Source organism: Streptomyces sp. NPDC044064 (assembly GCF_056434245.1).
Map to the genome: position 1 here is coordinate 108757 of NZ_JBWKFN010000026.1, position 20606 is coordinate 129362.

Annotated in this window: 21 protein-coding genes and 1 pseudogene; 8 read left to right on the forward strand and 14 right to left on the reverse strand. The window is 71.9% G+C overall.

Annotated elements, in window-relative coordinates:
- Positions 1-18 precede the first annotated feature (18 nt).
- A complete protein-coding gene (locus AC07DS_RS34145) occupies positions 19-768 on the forward strand; it encodes an SDR family oxidoreductase (protein ID WP_479151644.1) in 750 nt (249 codons plus the stop codon).
- A 90-nt stretch (positions 769-858) separates the two neighbouring features.
- Here AC07DS_RS34145 and alc read toward each other — a convergent pair whose 3' ends face one another.
- Positions 859-1974: an allantoicase gene (gene alc / locus AC07DS_RS34150; protein ID WP_479151647.1), complete on the reverse strand. Its 1116-nt coding sequence runs from the start codon at positions 1972-1974 to the stop codon at positions 859-861.
- 53 nt (positions 1975-2027) lie between these two features.
- Positions 2028-3365, reverse strand: coding sequence for an allantoinase AllB (allB, locus tag AC07DS_RS34155; RefSeq protein ID WP_479151649.1), 1338 nt, complete (start codon positions 3363-3365; stop codon positions 2028-2030).
- A 274-nt stretch (positions 3366-3639) separates the two neighbouring features.
- Between allB and AC07DS_RS34160 the strand changes: the two genes are divergently transcribed.
- A complete protein-coding gene (locus AC07DS_RS34160; protein WP_479151653.1) occupies positions 3640-4434 on the forward strand; it encodes an IclR family transcriptional regulator in 795 nt (264 codons plus the stop codon).
- Between the two features lie 59 nt (positions 4435-4493).
- On the opposite strand, the gene AC07DS_RS34165 is transcribed toward AC07DS_RS34160, so the two are convergent.
- Positions 4494-4820: a DUF5955 family protein gene (locus AC07DS_RS34165; RefSeq protein ID WP_479151656.1), complete on the reverse strand. Its 327-nt coding sequence runs from the start codon at positions 4818-4820 to the stop codon at positions 4494-4496.
- A 129-nt stretch (positions 4821-4949) separates the two neighbouring features.
- On the opposite strand from AC07DS_RS34165, the gene AC07DS_RS34170 reads away from it, so the two are divergent.
- Positions 4950-5558, forward strand: coding sequence for a nucleotidyltransferase family protein (locus AC07DS_RS34170; protein WP_479151658.1), 609 nt, complete (start codon positions 4950-4952; stop codon positions 5556-5558).
- A 184-nt stretch (positions 5559-5742) separates the two neighbouring features.
- Positions 5743-7368, forward strand: coding sequence for a malate synthase A (gene aceB / locus AC07DS_RS34175; protein ID WP_479151659.1), 1626 nt, complete (start codon positions 5743-5745; stop codon positions 7366-7368).
- Positions 7369-7408: 40 nt separating this feature from the next.
- Here aceB and AC07DS_RS34180 read toward each other — a convergent pair whose 3' ends face one another.
- From AC07DS_RS34180 to AC07DS_RS34200, 5 genes are all read right to left on the reverse strand, one after another.
- Complete coding sequence (locus tag AC07DS_RS34180) at positions 7409-8533, reverse strand: WD40 repeat domain-containing protein (protein ID WP_479151661.1); 1125 nt, start codon at positions 8531-8533, stop codon at positions 7409-7411.
- Between the two features lie 552 nt (positions 8534-9085).
- Positions 9086-9217, reverse strand: a complete 132-nt coding sequence (locus tag AC07DS_RS34185; protein ID WP_479151663.1) for a hypothetical protein — start codon at positions 9215-9217, stop codon at positions 9086-9088.
- Between the two features lie 76 nt (positions 9218-9293).
- Positions 9294-9572: an Rdx family protein gene (locus tag AC07DS_RS34190; RefSeq protein WP_145880645.1), complete on the reverse strand. Its 279-nt coding sequence runs from the start codon at positions 9570-9572 to the stop codon at positions 9294-9296.
- Positions 9569-10483 carry a HipA family kinase gene (locus AC07DS_RS34195; RefSeq protein ID WP_479151665.1) on the reverse strand — a complete coding sequence of 305 codons (915 nt, stop codon included), beginning with the start codon at positions 10481-10483 and terminating at the stop codon, positions 9569-9571. Before AC07DS_RS34195 ends, AC07DS_RS34190 begins: the two co-directional genes overlap by 4 nt.
- 79 nt (positions 10484-10562) lie before the next feature.
- Positions 10563-10784, reverse strand: coding sequence for an integrase (locus AC07DS_RS34200; RefSeq protein WP_479151666.1), 222 nt, complete (start codon positions 10782-10784; stop codon positions 10563-10565).
- 103 nt (positions 10785-10887) lie between these two features.
- On the opposite strand from AC07DS_RS34200, the pseudogene AC07DS_RS34205 reads away from it, so the two are divergent.
- A pseudogene (locus AC07DS_RS34205) lies at positions 10888-11923 on the forward strand (IS630 family transposase).
- A gap of 239 nt (positions 11924-12162) precedes the next feature.
- Positions 12163-12360 carry a hypothetical protein gene (locus AC07DS_RS34210; protein WP_479151668.1) on the forward strand — a complete coding sequence of 66 codons (198 nt, stop codon included), beginning with the start codon at positions 12163-12165 and terminating at the stop codon, positions 12358-12360.
- Positions 12361-12411: 51 nt separating this feature from the next.
- Here the strand turns inward: AC07DS_RS34210 and AC07DS_RS34215 are convergent, their stop codons facing one another.
- Positions 12412-13557 (reverse strand): 2,3-diaminopropionate biosynthesis protein SbnB, encoded by a 1146-nt coding sequence (locus AC07DS_RS34215; protein WP_479151670.1) that lies wholly within the window; start codon positions 13555-13557, stop codon positions 12412-12414.
- A 255-nt stretch (positions 13558-13812) separates the two neighbouring features.
- On the opposite strand from AC07DS_RS34215, the gene AC07DS_RS34220 reads away from it, so the two are divergent.
- The gene (locus tag AC07DS_RS34220; protein WP_479151671.1) at positions 13813-15078 is read left to right on the forward strand and encodes an MFS transporter; all 1266 of its coding nucleotides are present in this window, start codon (positions 13813-13815) and stop codon (positions 15076-15078) included.
- 6 nt (positions 15079-15084) lie between these two features.
- Positions 15085-15375 carry a phosphopantetheine-binding protein gene (locus AC07DS_RS34225; protein WP_479151674.1) on the forward strand — a complete coding sequence of 97 codons (291 nt, stop codon included), beginning with the start codon at positions 15085-15087 and terminating at the stop codon, positions 15373-15375.
- Positions 15376-15476: 101 nt separating this feature from the next.
- Here the strand turns inward: AC07DS_RS34225 and AC07DS_RS34230 are convergent, their stop codons facing one another.
- The 5 genes from AC07DS_RS34230 to AC07DS_RS34250 all read right to left on the reverse strand — a co-directional run bounded on the left by AC07DS_RS34230 (position 15477) and on the right by AC07DS_RS34250 (position 20297).
- Complete coding sequence (locus AC07DS_RS34230; RefSeq protein WP_479151676.1) at positions 15477-16358, reverse strand: acyl-CoA dehydrogenase family protein; 882 nt, start codon at positions 16356-16358, stop codon at positions 15477-15479.
- A complete protein-coding gene (locus AC07DS_RS34235; RefSeq protein WP_479151678.1) occupies positions 16355-17467 on the reverse strand; it encodes an acyl-CoA dehydrogenase family protein in 1113 nt (370 codons plus the stop codon). The genes AC07DS_RS34230 and AC07DS_RS34235 overlap by 4 nt, the downstream gene beginning before the upstream one ends.
- Positions 17457-17831, reverse strand: a complete 375-nt coding sequence (locus AC07DS_RS34240) for an acyl carrier protein (RefSeq protein WP_479151680.1) — start codon at positions 17829-17831, stop codon at positions 17457-17459. Before AC07DS_RS34240 ends, AC07DS_RS34235 begins: the two co-directional genes overlap by 11 nt.
- 77 nt (positions 17832-17908) lie before the next feature.
- Entirely contained in the window at positions 17909-19525 is a 1617-nt protein-coding gene (locus AC07DS_RS34245) for an amino acid adenylation domain-containing protein (protein WP_479151682.1), read from the reverse strand.
- Between the two features lie 4 nt (positions 19526-19529).
- Positions 19530-20297 (reverse strand): hypothetical protein, encoded by a 768-nt coding sequence (locus tag AC07DS_RS34250; protein ID WP_479151684.1) that lies wholly within the window; start codon positions 20295-20297, stop codon positions 19530-19532.
- Positions 20298-20606 lie beyond the last annotated feature (309 nt).

Here is a 20606-nt window from a genome sequence, read left to right on the forward strand (position 1 = left end):
GGCCGTTGGGATGGAGACATGACAGCTCACGGAACTCTGAACGGCAAGGTGGCTCTGGTGACCGGCGGCAGCCGTGGCATCGGGGCGGCGGTCGCGCTGCGCCTCGCGCGCGCGGGTGCGGATGTGGCGGTGACCTATGTGAACGGCAAGGAGGCGGCCGAGGACGTCGTACGGGCCGTGGAGGCGCTGGGGCGCCGGGCGGTGGCCCTGCGCGCCGACTCGGCGGACGCCGACGAGGCGGCGGGCGCGGTGGAGCGCACGGCGGAGGTGTACGGCGGGCTCGACGTTCTCGTGAACAACGTGGGCGTGGGGGTGCTGGGTCCGCTGCACACGCTCACGCCGGAAGAGGTCGACCTGGTGCTCGCGGTGAACGTGCGCGGAGTGTTCCTGGCCGCCCAGGCGGCGGCCGCGCGGATGCCGGCCGGCGGGCGGATCGTCACGATCGGTACGTGCATGACGCAGCGGGTGCCGGGACCGGGCGGGACGCTGTACACGACGAGCAAGGCGGCGCTGGTGGGCCTGACGAAGGCGCTCGCCCGGGAGCTGGGGGAACGCGGCATCACCGCGAACATCGTCCACCCCGGGCCGACGGACACGGACATGAACCCCGCGTCCGGGCCGTACGCGTCCGCGCAGGCGGCGATGACGGCGCTCGGGCGGTTCGGGACGGCGGAGGAAGTGGCGTCCATGGTGGCGTTCTTGGCGGGACCGGAGGCGGCGTACGTCACCGGGGCCGAGTTCGCGGTGGACGGAGGGCACGCGGCGTGAGCCTTTTCGGACCACACCCGTCCTGAGCGGAGACGTGGGGCGCACCGGTGCTGTCCCGGCCGGTGCGCCCCACGCGCGCGTGGGCGCGGATCAGCCGCCCAGCTCCTGGTGGCGTGTCGACAGGGCTGTCGTGCCCTGCTCCGTCAGGGTGCCGTACAGCCTCAGGCGGGAGATGCCGCCGTCGGGGAAGATGTCCACGCGCGCGTGCGTGCCGACGGCCGGCTGCGGGAGGACGAAGCGGTGGTCGGTGTCGGGCTGGAGGCGGGTGCGCGGGAGGATCTCGGTCCAGTCTCCGTCCTCGCCGTCCTTGACGGAGACCGACGCCCAGCCGGCGCTGTTGCCCTTCAGGTAGGCCGTGTCGATCTCGATCGCGCGGATCTGGGACTGGGCGGCCAGCCGGTAGCGGATCCAGTCGTTGCCCTGGTCGCGGCGGCGGCGCGTCTCCCAGCCGTCGTCCATCTTGCGCGAACGGCCCGGCTGGATGGTGTTGGTGGCCGGGGAGTAGAAGAGGTTCGAGGCGTCCTCGACCTGGCCGCCGTTCTCCAGCGCGACCACGTCGAAGGTGCCCAGGACCGACAGCCACTCGGGGTCGGGCACGACCTCGCCGTACACGCGCAGGCGCGCGATGCCGCCGTCGGGGTGCTGGTTGACGCGCAGGTGGGTGAAGCGCTGTTCGGCCGAGACGGCGAAGCCGTTCGCCGCGTGGCCGCCCACCGCCGTGCGCGGCACCAGCGTCGTCCACTTCACGTCGGCCGACAGCAGCTCCTCGGGCGACGGGGAACCGGGCACCGAGGCGCCCTCGACCGACACGGCCTGCGGGTAGTTGCCGCGGAAGTGGGCCGTGTCGACGACGATGCCGCGTACGACACCCGGCGCGCCGAGGCGGACCAGCGCCCAGTCGTGGTCCTCGGCCGTGGGCCAGGGGTGCTCGGCGGAAGTGCCGCGTCGGCGGCGGGTCTCCCAGCCGTCCATGATCTTGCCCTTGTGGCCGAAGTGCTCGGGGTCGAACTCGGCCGCCCCGGGCAGCAGGAGGTTCTCCCGCTGTGCGAAGAACTCGTCGTTGGCGGCGATGACTCCGGCGCCGAGCTGCCGGTCGGCGAGGTTGGCGTACTGGGTGAAGGGGAAGTCGGCGGTGCGGTAGTCCGCATACGGGTCGCCTCCTCCGTAGGGGTTCGCGTCGCCGGTGAAGCTGAGTATCGCCGTCACGGTGATCAGGGGGTCCTTTCGGGAGTCGGCGGGATGCGGGTGCGGAGGGTGGCTTATCGGGGGCGGGAGAGGAGTCGGCCCTTCGGCTCGGTGAACTCGCCTTCCGCGACGATGCGCTCGCCGCGCAGCCAGGTGGACTTCACGACGCCGTACAGGGTCTTGCCTGCGTACGCGGTGACCCGGTTGCGGTGCTGGAGGCCGGCCGGGTCGACGGTGAAGGTCTCGTCGGGGGCGAGGACGGCGAAGTCGGCGTCGCGTCCGGCCTCGATGGCGCCCTTGTCGCGCAGGCCGACCAGGGCGGCCGTGCGCGTGGACATCCAGCGGACCACGTCCTCCAGGCCGTGGCCGCGCCTGCGGGCCTCGGTCCACACGGCCGACAGGCTCAGCTGGAGCCCGGAGATGCCGCCCCAGGCGGTGGCGAAGTCGTCGGTCTTCAGGTCGGCCGTCGAGGGCGAGTGGTCGGTGACGACGCAGTCGATGGTGCCGTCGGCCAGCGCCTGCCAGAGCAGGTCCTGGTTGGCGGACTCGCGGATGGGCGGGCAGCACTTGAACTCGCTGGCGCCGTCGGGGACTTCCTCGGCGGTGAGCGTCAGGTAGTGCGGGCAGGTCTCGACCGTGACCCGGATGCCCTCGGCCCGGGCGGCGGCGACCAGCGGCAGGGCGTCGCTGGAGGAGAGGTGCAGGATGTGCACGCGCGCGTTCAGCCGCCTGGCCTGCGCGACGAGGTTCGCGATGGCCGTGTCCTCGGCGTCGCGCGGCCGGGAGGCGAGGAAGTCGGCGTACTTGGGGCCGCCGTGCTGCGGGGCGGCCGCGAGGTGGTGCGGGTCCTCCGCGTGGACGATCAGCAGGCCGTCGAAACCGGCGATCTCCGCCAGGGACTGGGCGAGCTGCTCCTGGCCGAGGTGCGGGAACTCGTCCACACCCGACGGCGACAGGAACGCCTTGAAGCCGAAGACCCCCGCGTCGTGCAGCGGGCGCAGGTCCTTGACGTTGTCGGGCAGGGCGCCGCCCCAGAAACCGACGTCGATGTGCGCCTTGTCGACGGCCACCTTCTGCTTGACCCGCAGGTTCTCGACCGTGGTGGTCGGCGGGAGGGAGTTGAGGGGCATGTCGACGAGTGTGGTGATGCCGCCGGCCGCCGCCGCGCGCGTGGCGGTCCAGAAGCCCTCCCACTCGGTGCGGCCCGGGTCGTTGACGTGCACGTGGGTGTCCACCAGGCCGGGCAGCAGGACGTGGTCGCCGAAGTCCTCCAGGCGTGCCGCGGCCGGGATCTCGGCGTCGTACGGCAGTACGGCCGTGATCTTGCCTGCGGACACGGTGACCGTGGCGGCCCGCGTCCCTTCCGGAGTGATGACACGCGTCGAGCGCAGCACCAGTTCAGCGTCGGACACCCGAACCCCTCTCTCTGCCGCCGTTTTACTTCCAGGAAACGGGATTTACACCCACGTAACGGAATTCAACGTTCTGTTGAAGGAGTCTTCACTCCCGCCACCCAGCCGTCAAGAGGCACACTTCTGAGCAGCACCGCACGAGTGCCCACTCTGGACGTTTCCACAAAGCGGAATTAGAATTTCAGCAAGCAGAACGTAGCTACGTACGAGCAGGGAGTCAACCGACTGCCGGGTAGGCTTCTGCCCTTCCTGCCAGTCCCGAAAGGAACGCGCCGTGCCGACGTCCAGCGCCAGCACCAACGACTCCGCCAAGTCCTCCGCCAGCGGCGGGGTCCAGTCACTGGAGCGTGCCTTCGACCTGCTCGAGCGGATGGCCGACGCGGGCGGCGAGGTCGGGCTCAGCGAGCTGTCCGCCACCAGCGGGCTGCCGCTGCCCACCATCCACCGCCTGATGCGCACCCTGGTGGCCTGCGGCTACGTACGCCAGCAGCCGAACCGGCGGTACGCGCTCGGCCCGCGGCTGATCCGGCTCGGCGAGTCCGCGTCCCGGCTGCTCGGCACCTGGGCGCGGCCGTACCTCGCCCGGCTGGTCGAGGAGACCGGCGAGACGGCGAACATGGCGCTGCTGGACGGCGACGAGATCGTGTACGTGGCGCAGGTGCCGTCCAAGCACTCGATGCGGATGTTCACCGAGGTGGGGCGGCGGGTCCTGCCGCACTCGACGGGTGTGGGCAAGGCGCTGCTGGCCGGCGTGCCGGACGACGAGGTGCGTGCGCTGCTCGCCCGTACGGGTATGCCGGCCGCGACGGAGAAGACCATCACCACGCCGGACGGGTTCCTGGCCGCGCTGGAGGACGTGCGGCGGCTGGGGTACGCCGTGGACGACAACGAGCAGGAGATCGGCGTCCGCTGCCTCGCGGTGCCCGTGCCGGACTCCCCCACCGCGGCCGCGATCTCCATCTCCGGGCCTGCGGGGCGGGTCACGGAGGCGGCGACGGACAAGATCGTGCCTGTGCTGCAGGGCATCGCCGTGGAGCTTTCCCAGGCGCTGGCCAGTTCGGGAGCCTGAGAGAGAGGCTGCGGCCGTCTTTCGTGGCAGTTGTCGACGAGGCTCGAGCGAGGGCCTGCTCAGTCGCCCTGCCGGTCGCGCGGCGGCTCCCCGAACAGGTCCACCGCGTACCGCACTCCCGACAGTCCGCGCGCCAGCGCGCTGACCGAGCCGATCGCGCCGGCGATCAGTAACAGGGATCTGCGCAGGCGCGGTATCTCCGGCATGCCGCCGCCGGCCATCGCGGCCAGGGTGGCCAGCTCGTCCTCGGCTATGCCCCGGTCGGGGAACTCGGACGGGAGCACGGCGAGTTCGCGGCGCAGCCGGGACACCGCGGTCCGCAGTTCCGCCACCCTCGGATCCTCGTCGCTGCCGGTCACTGACCTCTGCCCCAAGCTCTGCAACACAGCCCTCCCCCTGGCACGCCGTCGTGCGCGGGTCAGTAAACGCCACGCCGTCCCGCGGCGCCACAGCGCGGACCGAAATTCAGCCCAAGGGAACCGGCTCCCGTGGTCCGCGTCAGGTATGCAGGACGCATGACGGACAAGCGGGACCATCGTGAGGAGATCGCCGGGCTGCTGCTCGCGGCGGGTGGCGGCAGACGGCTCGGCGGGCGGCCCAAGGCGCTGCTGGAGCACCGGGGGCGCCCCCTGGTCGAACACGCGGCCGGGGTGCTGCGTGCGGCCGGATGCGACCGGATCCACGTCGTCCTCGGCGCGCGGGCGGACGACGTCCGGGAGCGGGCCGAGCTGAGCGGCTGCGTGCTGGTCGACAACCCCGACTGGGCCGAGGGCATGGGCTCCTCCCTGCGCGCCGGACTCGGCTCGCTCGCCGGTACGGGCGTGCGCGCGGCCCTGGTGAGCCTGGTCGACCAGCCGGGGATCGGGCCGGACGCGGTGGCCCGGGTACTCGGCGCGTACGAGGGCGACGCCTCGCTGGTCTCGGCCGCCTACGACGGCGTACGCGGGCATCCGGTGCTCTTCGGCGCGGCCCACTGGGCGGGCATCGCGGCGGCCGCCACCGGCGACCGCGGCGCGCGCGCCTACCTGAAGGAACACGCCTCGGCGGTCCGCCTCGTGGAGTGCGCGGACGTGGCCGAACCGTACGACATCGACACGGAGGCCGACCTGAGCCACCTTGAGTGAACGGGGTGGCACCGAGCGCCACCTTGCCTCGACTCAGAGAATCTCGACATCAACAAACCATTGAAGTTCCACGATGAGGAAACTACTATCCACTGCTCAGAAGCGTCCGACCGCACAGTGGGCGCTCACTGTCCTATTCGTGCCACTAGGCACCCGGTGCCACCGCTGAAGGAAGTGACAGCTCATGTCCGCACCAGCGCCGTCCCCGCTGGCCATCGTCGACGCCGAGCCCCTGCCCCGGCAGGAGGAGGTCCTCACCGACGCGGCGCTCGCCTTCGTGGCGGAGCTGCACCGGCGGTTCACCCCGCGCCGTGACGAACTCCTCGCCCGCCGTGCGGAGCGCCGCGCCGAGATCGCCCGCACCTCCACGCTCGACTTCCTCCCGGAGACGGCCGCCGTCCGCGCGGACGACTCCTGGCGGGTCGCCCCGGCCCCGGCCGCGCTGAACGACCGGCGCGTCGAGATCACCGGCCCCACCGACCGCAAGATGACCATCAACGCGCTCAACTCCGGCGCCCGGATCTGGCTCGCCGACTTCGAGGACGCCTCCGCTCCCACCTGGGAGAACGTGATCCTCGGCCAGGTCAACCTGAGCGACGCCTACAGCCGCGACATCGACTTCACGGACGAGCGCACCGGCAAGTCGTACGCCCTGCGCCCCGACGAGGAGCTGGCGACCGTCGTCATGCGCCCGCGCGGCTGGCACCTGAACGAACGCCACCTCGTCGGCGCCGACGGCAAGCCGGTCCCCGGCGCCTTCGTCGACTTCGGCCTGTACTTCTTCCACAACGCCCAGCGCCTGCTGGACCTCGGCAAGGGCCCGTACTTCTACCTGCCCAAGACCGAGTCGCATCTCGAGGCCCGCCTGTGGAACGAGGTGTTCGTCTTCGCGCAGGACTACCTCGGCATCCCGCAGGGCACCGTCCGCGCCACCGTCCTGATCGAGACGATCACGGCGGCGTACGAGATGGAGGAGATCCTCTACGAACTGCGCGACCACGCCTCCGGGCTGAACGCCGGCCGCTGGGACTACCTGTTCTCCATCGTGAAGAACTTCCGTGACGGCGGGCCGAAGTTCGTCCTGCCGGACCGCAACGCGGTGACGATGACCGCCCCGTTCATGCGGGCGTACACCGAACTCCTCGTCCGCACCTGCCACAAGCGCGGCGCGCACGCCATCGGCGGCATGGCGGCCTTCATCCCCTCCCGCCGGGACGCCGAGGTCAACAAGGTGGCCTTCGAGAAGGTCCGCGCCGACAAGGACCGCGAGGCGAACGACGGCTTCGACGGCTCCTGGGTCGCCCACCCGGACCTGGTCCCGATCGCCATGGAGTCCTTCGACCGGGTCCTCGGCGACCGGCCGAACCAGAAGGACCGGCTGCGCGAGGACGTCCACGTCGAGGCGGCCGACCTGATCGCGATCGACTCGCTGGCCGCGAAGCCGACCTACAACGGGCTCGTCAACGCCGTCCAGGTCGGCATCCGGTACATCGAGGCCTGGCTGCGCGGCCTCGGCGCGGTCGCCATCTTCAACCTGATGGAGGACGCGGCCACCGCCGAGATCTCCCGCTCCCAGATCTGGCAGTGGATCAACGCGGGCGTCGAGTTCGAGAACGGCGACAGGGCCACCCCGGAGCTGGCCCGCAAGGTCGCCTCCGAGGAACTGGACTCCATCCGCAAGGAGATCGGCGAGGAGGCCTTCGCGGCCGGCCACTGGCAGGAGGCCCACGACCTGCTGCTCCAGGTGTCCCTCGACGACAACTACGCCGACTTCCTCACCCTGCCGGCGTACGAGCAGCTGCGCGGCTGACCCCGCCCACGCCCCCGGCACCACCCGGCGCCGGGGGCGTTCACACGGACAGCCCGTACCGGCGGCGCTCCTCGGCGGTCAGCGCGCGCAGCTCGTCCGCCGACCGCTCCAGGAGTGCTTCGCACCGCCGGGCGTCCGTACCGTCGGGCAGCGACCAGGTGTAGCGGCGGTGGTCCTCGCCGACGACGGCGAACGCGCGGCCGTCGCCGGACCAGCGGGCGTCCAGCGGCACCCGGCACTCCAGCCGGGACACCGCCTGGCACTCCCCCGTCCCGGCCCGCCAGAAGGCGACCCACCCGTCCCCCGCGGTCGCGAGCAGGCGTCCGTCGGGGGACCACAGGAGTACGGCGGCCTTCCCGTAGGTGGCGGCGGAGCGCACCAGGGGTGCACCGTCGCCTGCACCGCAGATCCGTACGGCCGACTCCCCGTCGAGGAAGGCGAGCCGACGTCCGTCGGGCGACCAGCAGGCCGCGCCGGCGGTGCCCCCCTCGCCCACGGGGATGCCGAGCAGCCGACGGCCGGTCGAGGCGTCCCGGACCACCAGGGGGCCCTCCTTCTCGGCAGTGACCAGATGCCGGCCGTCGGCGCTCCAGGCCAGCACGCCGGTCCCGCGCTCGATCTCCTCGGTCACCGCGAGGCGGCTCCCGGTCACGGGATCCCAGACCTCGACGCGGTGGGTGACCGTGACGAAGTCATGGCTGACCGTGGCGAGGAGCGAACCGTCCGGGGACCACAGGACCCGGTCCACCATGTCGTACGCCGTGGACATCACGGCGGTACCGCGGCCCGAGGCGGGGTCCACGATCTCCACCCGGCCGCCGGGGAAGGACACGGCCAGCCGCTCCGCGCCGGGCTGCCAGGCCACCGACACGGGCTTCGGGTCCCGGGCCGCCACGGCCCTTCTCGATGCGGCGTCGGGCTCCGTGAGGTACACGGCGTCGCCTCCCTCCACGACGGCCGCCACGCGCCCGCCGTCCGAGGAGGCGCTGCGCAGGATGCCGTTCGGCAGCGGCCGGGGACGCCACGAGCCGGGATCACCGATCCACACACCGCTGAACGGCGACCGCCAGGCGAAGCAGGTGCTGTCGGCGCGCCAGGCGATCTCCTCGGCGCCCCAGGGGACACGCAGGCGGCGCAGCAGCGTGTGGCCGTCGACCCGCCACACCGTGATCGCCGCGCTCGCCCCCCCCGGCCGGCGTCGGGCACCGCCACGGCCACCGTCTCTCCGTCCGGCGACCAGAAGACACCGCCGGCTTCCACGCCGGCGTCCCACTCGTCCAGGACGGTGCCGTCCCGGGCTGCCCTGATCCGTACGGTACGGCCGGACACCTCCGCGGCTCTGCCGCCGTCCGGGGCCCAGGCGAACCACGAGGTCGTGCCAGGGAGTTCGCCGTCCCCCCTGACGATCCGCCAGGCCGCCTCCCCGTCCGGCAGCCTTACGACGTGCAGCTCGTTCCAGGAGAACAGCGCGAGGAGGGAGCAGTCGGGCGACCACGCCAGCGCCTTGACCGGCGGCGCCTCGCAGGAGTGACGCACCTGCGCGAGCCGCCCCTGCGGCACAGGCGTGAAGTCGATGATGTCGACGCCTGTGCCGGCCAGCTGGGCGGCGGCGCGCCAGCCGTCCGGTGACAGCCCGAACACCCGGTCCCCGAAGGGGCCGGCCGCGCCCGTGGCGGACCGGAACCCGGGAGCGTCGAAGCGTCCTACGGCGAGCGTCTCAGGGGTGTCCACCCAGTAGGCGTCCCCACCAGCCGTCCGGGTCCGCCGTGAGGAGGTTGGTGCCGACACCGAAGACCAGTCCGAGCAGCAGCGACGTGAGGTCGAGGCTCGTCCTCCGGGTGCCCTTCACCGGGCGCCGGACGCCGGTCGGGCCGATAAGCCGGTCACCGGCCGAGCCGGTAAGCCGGTCCTCGGCCGGGCCGATGTCACTCGGCGGCCCTGTCCGAGTGGCCCAGCGGCTTCCCCGGGGCCACGAGGTCGCGGACGAGGCGCTTGACCGCCGTGGGCTCCGGGAAGCCCTGTTCGCGCCGGTCCCAGACGACCTCGTCGTCCACCCGGACGACGAAGACGCCCCCGGTGCCGGGCTTGAGCGACAGCTCGGTCAGCTCGGTCTCGAAGGTGGTGAGCAGCTCCTGCGCCAGCCAGGCGGCACGCGGCAGCCAGCGGCACTGGGTGCAGTACTCGATCTGGACGCGGTGGGTCATCCGAGGTGCACCGACCAATCCTGTTCCGCCGCCGGCTTGCCGTGCAGGTCGGGGACCCGCTTGAGCCAGTCCGGGCGGCCCTGCTGGGACTTCGCCGCACGGGCGGCCTCCTCGGCCGCGAGTTCCGCACGGCTCGGGAAGTCGGTGGGCAGCCACTCCTGGGACAGCCGTACGCGCGCGAGGAGGTAGTCGACGTAGGCCGCGCGGACGTCGTCGGGCGTGGCGAACCCGGCGTCCTCGGCCAGCCAGGGGTCCGGCACCTCGGCGACGACGCCCCGCAGCAGCTCCTCGCTCACGCGTGGGGCCAGTTCGGCGTCGGCGGCCCGGACGTCGGGGCCGTAGTGCCCGAGGGCGTGGTGACGGAAGTCGTACTTCTTGCCCGGGGTCGTGGTGTCCCAGCGGTGGTGGAAGACGAGGGCGGCACCGTGGTCGATGAGCCACAGGCGGGCGGGCGCGGTGCCGAACGTCGGCCAGACCATCAGGTTGGAGCTGTGCACCGTACGGTCCACGTTGGCGGTCAGGGCGTCGAGCCAGACGATCCGGCCGGCCTCCAGGGCGTCCACGGGGAAGCTCTTCGCGATCTCCGGGGTGAAGTCCTTCGCCCCCGGCAGGTAGTCCATCCCCAGATTCACGCCCGCGCTGGATTCGTGCAGATCGCGCACCTCCTGGTGCGGCTCGCCGGCGGCGATGCCCGGGTCGAAGTGCACGAGGACCAGTTCGGGGAAGCGCAGGCCGAGCGCCCGGGCGAGTTCACCGACGATCACCTCGGCGACCAGCGCCTTGTGGCCCTGTGCCGAACCGGTGAACTTCACGACGTAGGTGCCGAGGTCGTCGGCCTCGACCACGCCGGGGACGGAGCCGCCGGACCTCAGGGGTGCGATGTAGCGGGTTGCGGTAACCTCTCTCATCATCTTCCAAGGCCCCACTGCTCGTTTATCTTACATTCCATGGCCAGCCCCGGCACGGTGCATTCCGGGGAAACCTTCCCGATCAGCCCTGGGGAGAATCTGGGGAGTTTCGACTGGCATGCTCGTCTCCCTGCCTCCCCAGCAGTCCGTCAATGGCGGTGCGCCCCTTACTTCCGGCCTCCGGCATGAAGTGAGCATAGTAACCAAGCGTGACAGCCGGAGAGGAGTGCCCGAGCCATCGTGCCAATGTCACCACGGACTCCCCTGCCTCCAGCATGATCGAGGCGTACGTATGCCGCAGCACATGGAAGCCGTCCTTCGGCGCCGCCTCCCACTGCCACTTCTTCGCCCCCTTAGAGCGCGGAGGAATGATGCCGGCCTTGGCCAGCGCCGGCTTCCAGGTGTAGGTGTTCCAGGCTCGGCGTGAGCAAGTCCGGCTCGCTGCCGCTGAGCTGATCGAGGCCGGGGCCAGTGACAGGGAGGTGGCCCGGCGGTTCAGGGTGACCCGGATGTCGGCGAACCGCTGGCGGCGGGCGTTGGCTTCGGGCGGCCGGCAGGCTCTGGTCTCCAAGGGCGCCGGTGGCGCCCGCTGCAAGCTCAACGCGGGGCAACTGCGGGTTCTGCAGACGGTGTTGGACGCCGGCCCGGCCGCCTCCGGCTGGAGTGACCAATGCTGGACGCTGGCCCGAATCGCCGAGATCGTGCGCCGCCGGTTCGGTGTCGAGTACACCCTGGCCGGGCTGGACCTGCTGCTGCACCGCATCGGCTGGAGCGTGCAGGTCCCTTCCCGCAAGGCCACCGAGCGAGACGAGGCGAAGATCGCCGCCTGGAAGGACGAGCAGTGGCCTGTCATAAAAAGAGGGCGGCGGACTTGGGCGCCTGGCTCTGCTTCGAGGACGAAGCCGGCCAGGGCCTGAGGCCGCCCAAGGGCCGCACCTGGGGCCGCCGGGGCCACACCCCGTGGTGCGGGTCACCGCCGCGGGCACCAAACGTGTCTCGATGGCGGCGTTGATCTGCACCAAAGCCGGCCAGCGGCCCCGGCTGATCTACCGCATCCACCTCGGCCGTGGCCCCGCCAAGGGCCGGCGCAAGAGTTTCACCGAGACCGACTGCGCCCGCCTGCTGGATGCCGCGCACCAGCAGCTCGGCGGACCGATCGTGCTGGTCTGGGACAATCTGAACACGCATGTCAGCCGCAGCATGCGCGAGCTGATCGCCGCCCGATTATGGCTGACCGTCTACCAGTTGCCGCCGTACGCTCCCGAGCTCAACCCCGTCGAGGGCGTGTGGTCGCACCTGAAGAGATCACTGGCCAACCTCACCGAACACAGCCTCGACCAGCTCACCACGTTGGTGGAGACACGGCTGAAACGAATGCAGTACCGCCCCCGCCTCATCGAGGGCCTCATCCCCAAGACCGGGCTCAACTTTCAACCGCCGTAACCTCAGCCGTTAAAGATCTCTAGCACTAGGTCACGGAAGAATCTTCCAGTCCAATTCACTCAAGCGGCGCAGGAGCTCCGGCCAATCCAAGAGATTCTGCTCGATGATGTGACGGGCAGCCCGGACGACCTGGACCTGGACAGCGGGGCGCATGAAGGGGTGGGTCCCTCCCCAAGGCCACCGCCTCCTTGCGCGGACTGACGGCGGTGGCCGCAGTTCGAGCCGCACACACCGTCGCGATGGCCTGGAAGGAACACACCCACACCACCTCCCGGCAGTGGCTCGCACAGGCCGACGGCGAGAGTGAAACCCAGAGCACCCTGGAAGAACGCATCATCGCGGCGCTGACGCGATTCAACACCGCTTCCTCTTGGCCCAGTTGGTGGAGAACATGGTCGATCCGCCGCTTCCCGCTGCGACTGCCCGTCACCTGGTGACAGGGCCTGTCGCGCGGCGAGGCTTCGGCGTGGCCCGCGCCCGGACGCCTGTCAGCAGGACTGCTTCAGGTAGAGGAGGGCGGACTGCGTCAGCGCCTTGTCATCGGGCGAGCGCTTCTTGGGCGGGGCTCCGGCTCCCGCGGGGGCGGCCTTCGCGGCATCCTCGGTCGCCGAAGGCCGCCCGGTGGCGGGCCCCCCACCGTGGAAGTCGGGGATCCAGGTGCCGATACCCGCCTCCTGCGCGGTCTCCTGGACCTGGGCCGCCACCGCGATGTCGAGCATCGCCAGGCCGAACTGGGAGTAGACGAGCACCTCATCCCGGTCGCGGCGCGGCGCGGCGCGTCCGAGCAGCACCTCGCCCAGCGTGCAGCGGATGAAGTCCCGGTGCCCCCGCTGCTGTTCGAGCCGGTGCAGCGAGGTGTTGACCCGGCAGACGTGGTCGGGGTCGTCCACCACGTTGTCGAGCCGCTCCAGTTCCGCGGGGTCGATGTCGCGCACCGACATGTGCAGAATCGTGGCGCCTGCGGGGCAGGAGGACATGCTCGCGATGTGCGGGTCGCGGGCGTTGGTGGCGATCGACACCAGGGGTGCGGCGGCGAGTACGGCGTCGGCCGACTCGGCCGACTCGACCTCGGCGCCGGGCGAGAACGCGCGCACCTGGGCCGCGAACGCGCGGGCGCGGTCCTGGACGAGGTCGAACAGCAGGATCCGGCACTCCGCCCCGTACGCGGCGAGGAGATGGCGCACAATGGCCAGATTGATCGGACCGCAGCCGATGACGCCGAGCGTGCTGAGCCGCTCCTCCGTGTGCAGCGTCCGCGCCGCGAGGGCGGCGCTCGCCCCGGTACGGGCGAAGTTGACCTCCGAACCCTCCATCAGCGATGTCACCCGGCCATCTGCAAGGGAATTGACGGCGATGACGGAGGAGGCACGGTCCTTTCCGGAGTCGACGTTGCCGGGAAACGACGAGATCCACTTCATGCCCGCGCGTTCGTCGTCCCTCAGATACGCGGGCATGCCGACGATGCGGTCCCGGGGGCGCGAGGAATCGGTGAGAAACACGGAGAACGGCACGATGGCCGTGCCTGCCGCGTGCGCCTCGTAGGCCGACCGTACCGCTGCCATGATTCCCGCGTGACGGTCGGCCAGACAGGCGGCCACCTGCTCGCGGCTCAGCACCAAAACCTCGTTGCCCATCGCCCGTTCTTCCTTTCGGCCACACAGGTCCGCGCGGATCGCGTCCAAGGATGCAACTACCGAAAGCGGTGTGGAGGCATGGCGGGAGGATCGCGCCCATACTGCCGGGAAGTTGCCTCCGGTCCGCCTGTGTTCCGCCCCTCGACCGCCGCTTCGGCAGCGCGGAAAGTGCCTCCGGAAGTGCCGGTGCGGGCGGGGAGCGGAACCTAGCATCGCTCGGGAGAATTTCGCTCACCGGGATCGGATCTGTTGTTCATGACTGTCCTCTTCAAGGGTGACTTCGCCAGACTGTGGTCCGCCACCGGACTGTCCACACTGGGCGACGGCGTCACGATCGCGGCCGGCCCGCTGCTCATGGTGAGCATCAGCACCGACCCGGCTGTCGTCGCGGGGGCGGTGTTCGCCCAGCAGTTGCCGTGGTTGCTGTTCTCCCTCGTCAGTGGTGTCCTGGTGGACCGCGTGGACCGCCGTGTGGTCGTCGGTGCGGTGGGCGTCATGCGTGCCGTGGTGATGGGCGGGCTCGCCCTTCTGGTGTGGCAGGGATGGGCCGACGTCCCGATCGTCTACGCGGCCGTGTTCCTGCTCGGCGTCGGCGCGACCCTTTCGGACAACGCCGGTCAGGCGCTGTTGCCGAACGTGGTCGCCGACGGTGACCTGCCCAAGGCCAACGCCGGGCTCTCGGGCATCCGCATGGTCTGCAACCAGTTCGCGGGACCGCCGCTGGGCGGCTGGCTGTTCGCCGTCGCGGCGGCCGTCCCGTTCGGTGTGGACGCGGCCTGTTTCGCCCTCGGCGCCCTGCTGGTTCTCAGCCTGCCGCGCCGCGGGACCGGCGGCGCGGCCACCGGAGCGGCCACGCCCACCCGCCGTGGATCCATCCGCGGCGAGATAGCCGAAGGGCTGCGCTGGCTGTGGAACCACCGGGGGCTGCGCACGCTGGCCGTGACCATGGGGCTCATGAACCTGACCTACGGCGGCGCCTATGCCATCTACGTGCTGTACGCGCGCGAGCGCCTGGGCCTCACCGAGGTGGGTTACGGCTTCCTGCTGGCCGCCACGGCCGTGGGCGGCGTGGTGGGCACCGTCGCGGTCGCCCGCCTGGAGGCCCGGTTCGGTTCGGCCGTGCTCCTCAGGTGTGGTCTGATCACGGAGACCCTGACGCATCTCGTCCTGGCCGTGACACGGCTGCCCTGGGTGGCGGCTGTCACGCTGGTCGTCTTCGGCGCGCACGCCACGATCTGGGGCGTGCTCGGCGTCACGCTCCGGCAGCGGGTCACGCCGGCCGAGATGCTCGGCCGGATCAACAGCGTCTGCCTGCTGTTCAGCATGGGCGGCTACGCCATCGGCGCGGTCCTCGGGGGTTTCGTCGCCCGCGCCCTCGGGGTCACCGGGCCGTTCTGGGTGGCTTTCGCCGCGATGTGCGTGCTGACCCCCCTCGTGTGGCGGCACATGACACCGGCCGCGCTCGCCCCCGGACCCCGGGACGGCACCCCGTCCCACCCGACTACGACCTCAGGACAGTGAATCGTCATGACCAGCCCGCTCCCCACCGCCGACACGGCGGCCGTGCTCCGTGACCTCTTCGCCGAGATACTGGAGCTGACGCCGCAGGACATCGGCGCGGACGACGACTTCTTCCACCTCGGCGGGCACTCGCAGCTCGCCATCCGCCTGGCCGCCAAGATCCGCGCCCGCCTCGGGGTGAAGATCTCCGTCTCGGACGTCTTCGCCGCCCCCACCGTCGCCGGCCTCGCGGCCTGCGTGGCCGAGGCGCCCAAGGCCCCGGCGCCGTTGACCCGGCGTGTGAGCCGGGAGGCGTGAGCCGTAAGGCGTCATGCGTGGGTCCGGCATGCGGACGGCCGGTGCGACGGGGGTCTCCCCGACGCATCGGCCGTCTGTGCCGTCTGCTGTTCGTCGCCGTGTCAGAGCAGGCCGGCCATCCTGCGCGTGCCGGCCGCCGTCCACAGGGCGCGCGGCGAGCCGCTCACCGCCGGCAGTGAGCAGGCCGTGCGGAACAGCTCGATGACATACGGATCGCTCGTCCCGGCCGCGCCGAACACCTGCACGACCGCATGGGCGCAGTCCAGAGCGGCCGACACACAGGCCGCCGCGGCTGCGGGAGCCCGGTGCCCGGCGCGCTCGCCGTCGTCCTCCCGCTGCGCCGCCCGCCACAGCCCGGCGCGTGCGAGGGTCAGGTCGACAGCCCCACGCGCGATGCGATGCCCGGTGCCTTGATGCTCCACCAGGCGCCGGCCCGCCACCACCCGGCTGCCGGCCCGCTCCTGTGCCGCTTCGAGGCAGCGCCGTGCCACTCCACACGCGTACGCGGCGACGAGCAGCAGCCCGCGGTCGTTCACCGCCTCCGCTTCCAGGGGGTCGAGGGTGATCTCGGCTGACAGCGCGGCGAACGCCGCAGGGCACGGCGCGGTGAGCCGCCACACGCCGTCGGTCGCCCGGCGAAGGAGCGGCTCGTCGCCGCGCGACGCCGTGCCCCGCTCCTCGGTCCAGGCCCGGAACGCCTCCGCGGCGGAGGCGTCGCGCCCTTGGGCCACGTACACGTCGAGGAACGCGTGCACCGACCGCACCAGCGCGTGGGAGCGCACCCCCACCCCCAACTCCTCCATGACCAGGCACCATTCGAGGGTGCCGAGCAGCGGCCGGGTACCGGGTTCCGGGGCGAGCAGCACGGACAGACCGACGGTGTCGAACACGTCCCAGCCCGAGGCCTGCGTGGGTGCCGCCGCGTCGCTCTTGGCGACGGCGTCGATCAACTGGTGCTGTACGGCGTCCAGTTCGAGGTTCACCGGATGGTCCTGCCGATCATGAGTTCACCCGCGATGAGGTCGAGTTGGAGTTCCTGCGCACCGCCGGACACCGTCAGCTCCGGGGCCTCGGCCACGGCCGCGCGCAGCACGGCGCGGTGACCGTCGGCGTCCGCGGCCACCGGACGGGACAGCAACTCCTCGGTGGCCCAGCGCGTCAGCGCCTGAGCGGCCAGACCACTGGAGAGTTTGGCGTAGGAGGTGACGATTTCTTCGGTCTCCAGGCCGTCGGCGGTGCCGGCCGCGTGATAGGCGAGTGCCCGGGCGCTCTCCACCAGGAACTCGCACCGGGCGAAGCCACCGGCCGCGTCGCGCTGTTCGTCGGCCGGCAGGGCGGCGAACTCCGCCTCGGCCGCGGCCAGCCAGTTCTGGGCGCGGGTGAGGTAGTCGAAACCGCCGCGCTCGAAACCGATCACCGTGGGCAGCAGTGCCCACCCCTTGTGCAGCTCGCCGACGAGCGCGTCGCGGTGCACACGTACGTCGTTCAGGGTCACCGTGTAGTAGGGCTCACCGGCCGCGCGCGGGGTCGGTTCGATGTGTACGCCCGGCTGGGTCAGGTCGACCAGGAACAGCGAGATTCCGTTGTAGCGGCTGTGCGCGCGGCTGGTACGGACCGAGCAGAGCGCGATCCGCGACCAGGGGGTGAGCAGACTCCAGGTCTTGCGGCCGCTGATCACCCAGCCGTCGCCGTCGGGCTGTGCGCTGGTGGTGATGAGGGTCAGATCGCTGCCGGCGTCGCGCTCGGACAGCAGCAGGCTGGCGAGCAGGCGCCCGGAGGCAATCCGGGGCAGCCAGTGCCGGCGCTGTGCGTCCGTACCGAACATGAGCAGGGGGCAGCCGACGCCCTGGACGGTGATCAGGTGGGCCACGTCCGGCAGGCCGCGCAGTCCGATGCGTTCCGACACCGCCGCGTGATGGGCGAGGGACAGATCTCGGCCACCGTACGCGGCCGGGTAGTGCACGGCGATCAGGCGTCTGTCGCCGAGGGCGGCGAACGACTCGTGGACGTCCGCGTCCGGCCCGAGGGAGTCGAGCACCTCGTCGACCTCGGCGACCAGCGCCGCCTGGTCCGGTGCGAGATCACGACGCACCGGCGGAGCTCCTCGCGCTCAGGGCGGCGGCGAGCGACCCGGCCGACGTGGTACCGGCGGCCGTGCCGGTGTCGGCGCTCGCACGCAGCTGCTCGACCTGCGCGACGAAGTCCCGCAGCACCGGGTGATGGAAGAGCAGCGACACCCGTACCCGGACGCCGGTCCTGCGAGCCAGGTGGCCGACCAGGTGCATCGCCAGGACGCTGTCGCCGCCGCCGGAGAAGAAGTCCTCGTCGAGGGTGACGTCGGTGCGTTCGAGCAGTTCGCCCGCGAGGGACAGCACGAGGGCGGACACGTCGCCCGCCTCGCTCGTCCCGGGGCCGTCCTGCCGTATCTGATTCACTTCGTCGGCACGGTCGTTCATGGTGCCGGACCTCCGCTTCCTCGTACTTGTCCCGGCGGGCTCCGGTGCGCCTCGCCCGGGTGTGGTCGGTCGATGGGTCACACCGGCAGCGCCGAGCCCACCGTGGTCGCCTCGGCCCGCAGCCGCAGCCGGTCGACCTTGCCGCCGGCCGCCACCGGCAGCGCGTCGGTCCGGCGCCACAGGACGGGCAGCATGTAGGCCGGCAGGCGGCGCGCCGCGAACGACGTCAACTGCCGTGCGGTGACGTCGGCTTCGGCGGCGAGAACCGTCACGGCGACCAGCCGGACGCCGGTGACGCCGGAGTGCGGAACCACCACCACGTCGCGCACGTCCGGGTGTTCCAGGAGCCGGGCCTCGATCTCACCGAGTTCGACCCGGTGGCCCCGCACCTTGACCAGGTGATCGGAGCGGCCGTGGTAGACGATCTCCCCGGCCTCGTCGACGTGCCCCAGGTCACCGGTCCGGTACATGCGTTCACCGGGCCTGCGCGGGTCGGGGTGGGCGGTGAAGCGCTCCGCGGTCAGCGCGGCGCGGTTGAGGTAGCCGCGTGCGAGGCCCGGGCCCGACAGCCAGATCTCGCCGACCTCACCGGGCGCGGCCGGCCGCAGCCGGTCGGTCAGGACCTCGGCGCGCAGCCCCGCGACGGCCGTGCCGATCGGGACGTGCGGGCCGGTGTCGGCGTCCGTGCACCGGTGGGTGGTGGCCCACACGGTGCTTTCGGTCGGACCGTACTCGTTGTGCAGTTCTACGCCGGGGAGCGCGTCCACATGCTGTCGCGCCAGTGGATACGGCAACGCCTCGCCGCCCACGATGACGCAGCGCAGCCCCGCCGCGGCCTCGGGCTGGAAGCGCAGCAGCGCGGCGTACTGGGAGGGCAGCCCGTCCAGGTGGCTCACCCGCGCGTCGACGATCAGGTCGGCGAGGAGTTGCGGATCGCGGATCTCCTCCTCGTCCGGGAGCACCACCCGGCCGCCCGCGGCGAGCGTGAAGTAGAGGCCGGCCGCGGCGGCGTCGATGGTCAGCGGAGCGAGCACCGCGTACGCCGCCGGCTCGGGGTAGACGCCGAAGCGCGCCAGGGTCGAGCCCACCACGGAGCGATGGGAGACGACGACACCCTTGGGGCGGCCGGTCGAACCCGAGGTGAAGATCGCGTACGCCGCCTGGTCGGGGTGGGCATCCCGCCGGGGGGCCGCGTCGGTGGCCTCGGTGGCGGGCCGCTCCGGGGCGTCGAGGGGCACGAACCGCGCGCCGACGGCCCGGCTGATCGCCGGGTCGACACCGGTGACGAGCTTCAGCGCGGCGTCGGACGCCATGAGCCGGACGCGGTCCTCGGGCAGGTCCACGGCGAGGGGGATGTGGGCGGCCCCGGAGAACAGCGTGCCCAGGAGGGCGACGACGCTGTCGGCCGAGCGGTCGACGGTGACGCCGACGAACCCGTCCGGTGCTGCCCCGGCGCGCCGCAGCGCCTCGCCCAGCCGGCGGGCCCGTGCGACGAGTTCGGCGTAGGTGAGCGACCGGCCCGCGGCGACGACGGCGATCGCGTCAGGGACCCGCGCGGCGGTCGCCTCGATCAGGGCGTGCAAGGTGTCCGCCTGCCGCGGGAGGGGGGCACCTGCCTCGTCGGGGGTGGCCGCGACGGCGTCGACGCGACCGGCTTCGCCGGCGGTCGCTTCACCGACCGGTACACGCTGCATGGGCTCAACTTCCTTCATGGGGTGCGACAGCTGCCGGGTCGCACGGGGCGGGGCTCGCCGGGCGGTGTCGCTCGACGGCGGCGGCCAGCAGGCCGCGGACTTCCGGGGAGTCGAGCATCCCGGCCCCGTCGGCCACCCGGTGCACCTGTGCGACGTCGTTGTCGGCGAGGAGAAGGCCGAGCCGCGGGTCCGTCCGGGCCGTGACCGCGGTGACCGCCCCGCCGGGCGCGGCGGGCGCGGCCGTCCTGCTGGCCTGCAGAAAGCGCAGCCAGGCGCGATAGCGGTCGAGCATGTCGTCGACCAGTTCGTAGGCCACCTCGTCGCCGCCGTGAGCTACGGCCATGTCGTCTCGGGCCCGGTCCAGCTCCTCGGCCCAGCGGTCCGGGTCGGGGTCGGGGTCGGCCACGGGGTCCACCAGGCCGGTCGGATCGAGGCCCGCCGAGACGCAGAGAGCGGTGAAGTCGCGGCGCATGTCGTCGGCCGTCACGGGATACGGGTCCACCAGCATCGAGGGCGCGCCGGTCAGCTCGGCCACATGCAGCGCGAGGGCCGCGGTGCCGCAGTACGACAGGATCAGCCCGGGCGCGGCGGGCGATGCCGCTGCCAGCAGACGTGCCTGCTCCGCGAGGTCGAGGGGGCGCTCGACGTGGTGCACGAGCGGGTCGACCCGCACGAGGTCGACCGCGTCGGCCTCGCGGGCCAGGAACCCGAAGTCGGCCCGGTCACCGACGCCCCGGAACTCCAGGGCGAGGATCGTGTACGCACCGGTCACGGCGGACTACCTCCCGGCCGGAGCCGGCACGCCCGCCTCCGGCGTGAGGGCGAGGCACCGCCTTCCGCGGCCGTTGTCCCGGGCGAGGAACTCGCCGTCCGCGTCATGGATTAGAGCGCCCACTGGATCCCCACCTTGCATGTGTCGAGCCGCGTCGACCGCGTACGCTGCGTCACGAGCGTAGGAGAAGCGGCGCTGCGGTATCGGCAGCGTCGGCGGCGGCCGGGCGGCAGTTCGCTCCGCTTCCCTCCCCCGGGCCTGATGCTCCCCCTCGCCTTCCCCTTCCCCTCCCGCTCCCCTTCTCCCGAT

Excerpts from the sequence above, each read along its gene's own strand:
- AC07DS_RS34145 (WP_479151644.1), top strand. The coding sequence starts at position 19 with ATGACAGCTCACGGAACTCTGAACGGCAAGGTGGCTCTGGTGACCGGC.
- AC07DS_RS34170 (WP_479151658.1), top strand. The coding sequence starts at position 4,950 with ATGACGGACAAGCGGGACCATCGTGAGGAGATCGCCGGGCTGCTGCTC.
- aceB (WP_479151659.1), top strand. The coding sequence starts at position 5,743 with ATGTCCGCACCAGCGCCGTCCCCGCTGGCCATCGTCGACGCCGAGCCC.
- AC07DS_RS34190 (WP_145880645.1), bottom strand. The coding sequence starts at position 9,572 with ATGACCCACCGCGTCCAGATCGAGTACTGCACCCAGTGCCGCTGGCTG.
- AC07DS_RS34195 (WP_479151665.1), bottom strand. The coding sequence starts at position 10,483 with ATGATGAGAGAGGTTACCGCAACCCGCTACATCGCACCCCTGAGGTCC.
- AC07DS_RS34210 (WP_479151668.1), top strand. The coding sequence starts at position 12,163 with ATGGCCTGGAAGGAACACACCCACACCACCTCCCGGCAGTGGCTCGCA.
- AC07DS_RS34215 (WP_479151670.1), bottom strand. The coding sequence starts at position 13,557 with ATGGGCAACGAGGTTTTGGTGCTGAGCCGCGAGCAGGTGGCCGCCTGT.
- AC07DS_RS34220 (WP_479151671.1), top strand. The coding sequence starts at position 13,813 with ATGACTGTCCTCTTCAAGGGTGACTTCGCCAGACTGTGGTCCGCCACC.
- AC07DS_RS34225 (WP_479151674.1), top strand. The coding sequence starts at position 15,085 with ATGACCAGCCCGCTCCCCACCGCCGACACGGCGGCCGTGCTCCGTGAC.
- AC07DS_RS34240 (WP_479151680.1), bottom strand. The coding sequence starts at position 17,831 with ATGAACGACCGTGCCGACGAAGTGAATCAGATACGGCAGGACGGCCCC.
- AC07DS_RS34245 (WP_479151682.1), bottom strand. The coding sequence starts at position 19,525 with ATGCAGCGTGTACCGGTCGGTGAAGCGACCGCCGGCGAAGCCGGTCGC.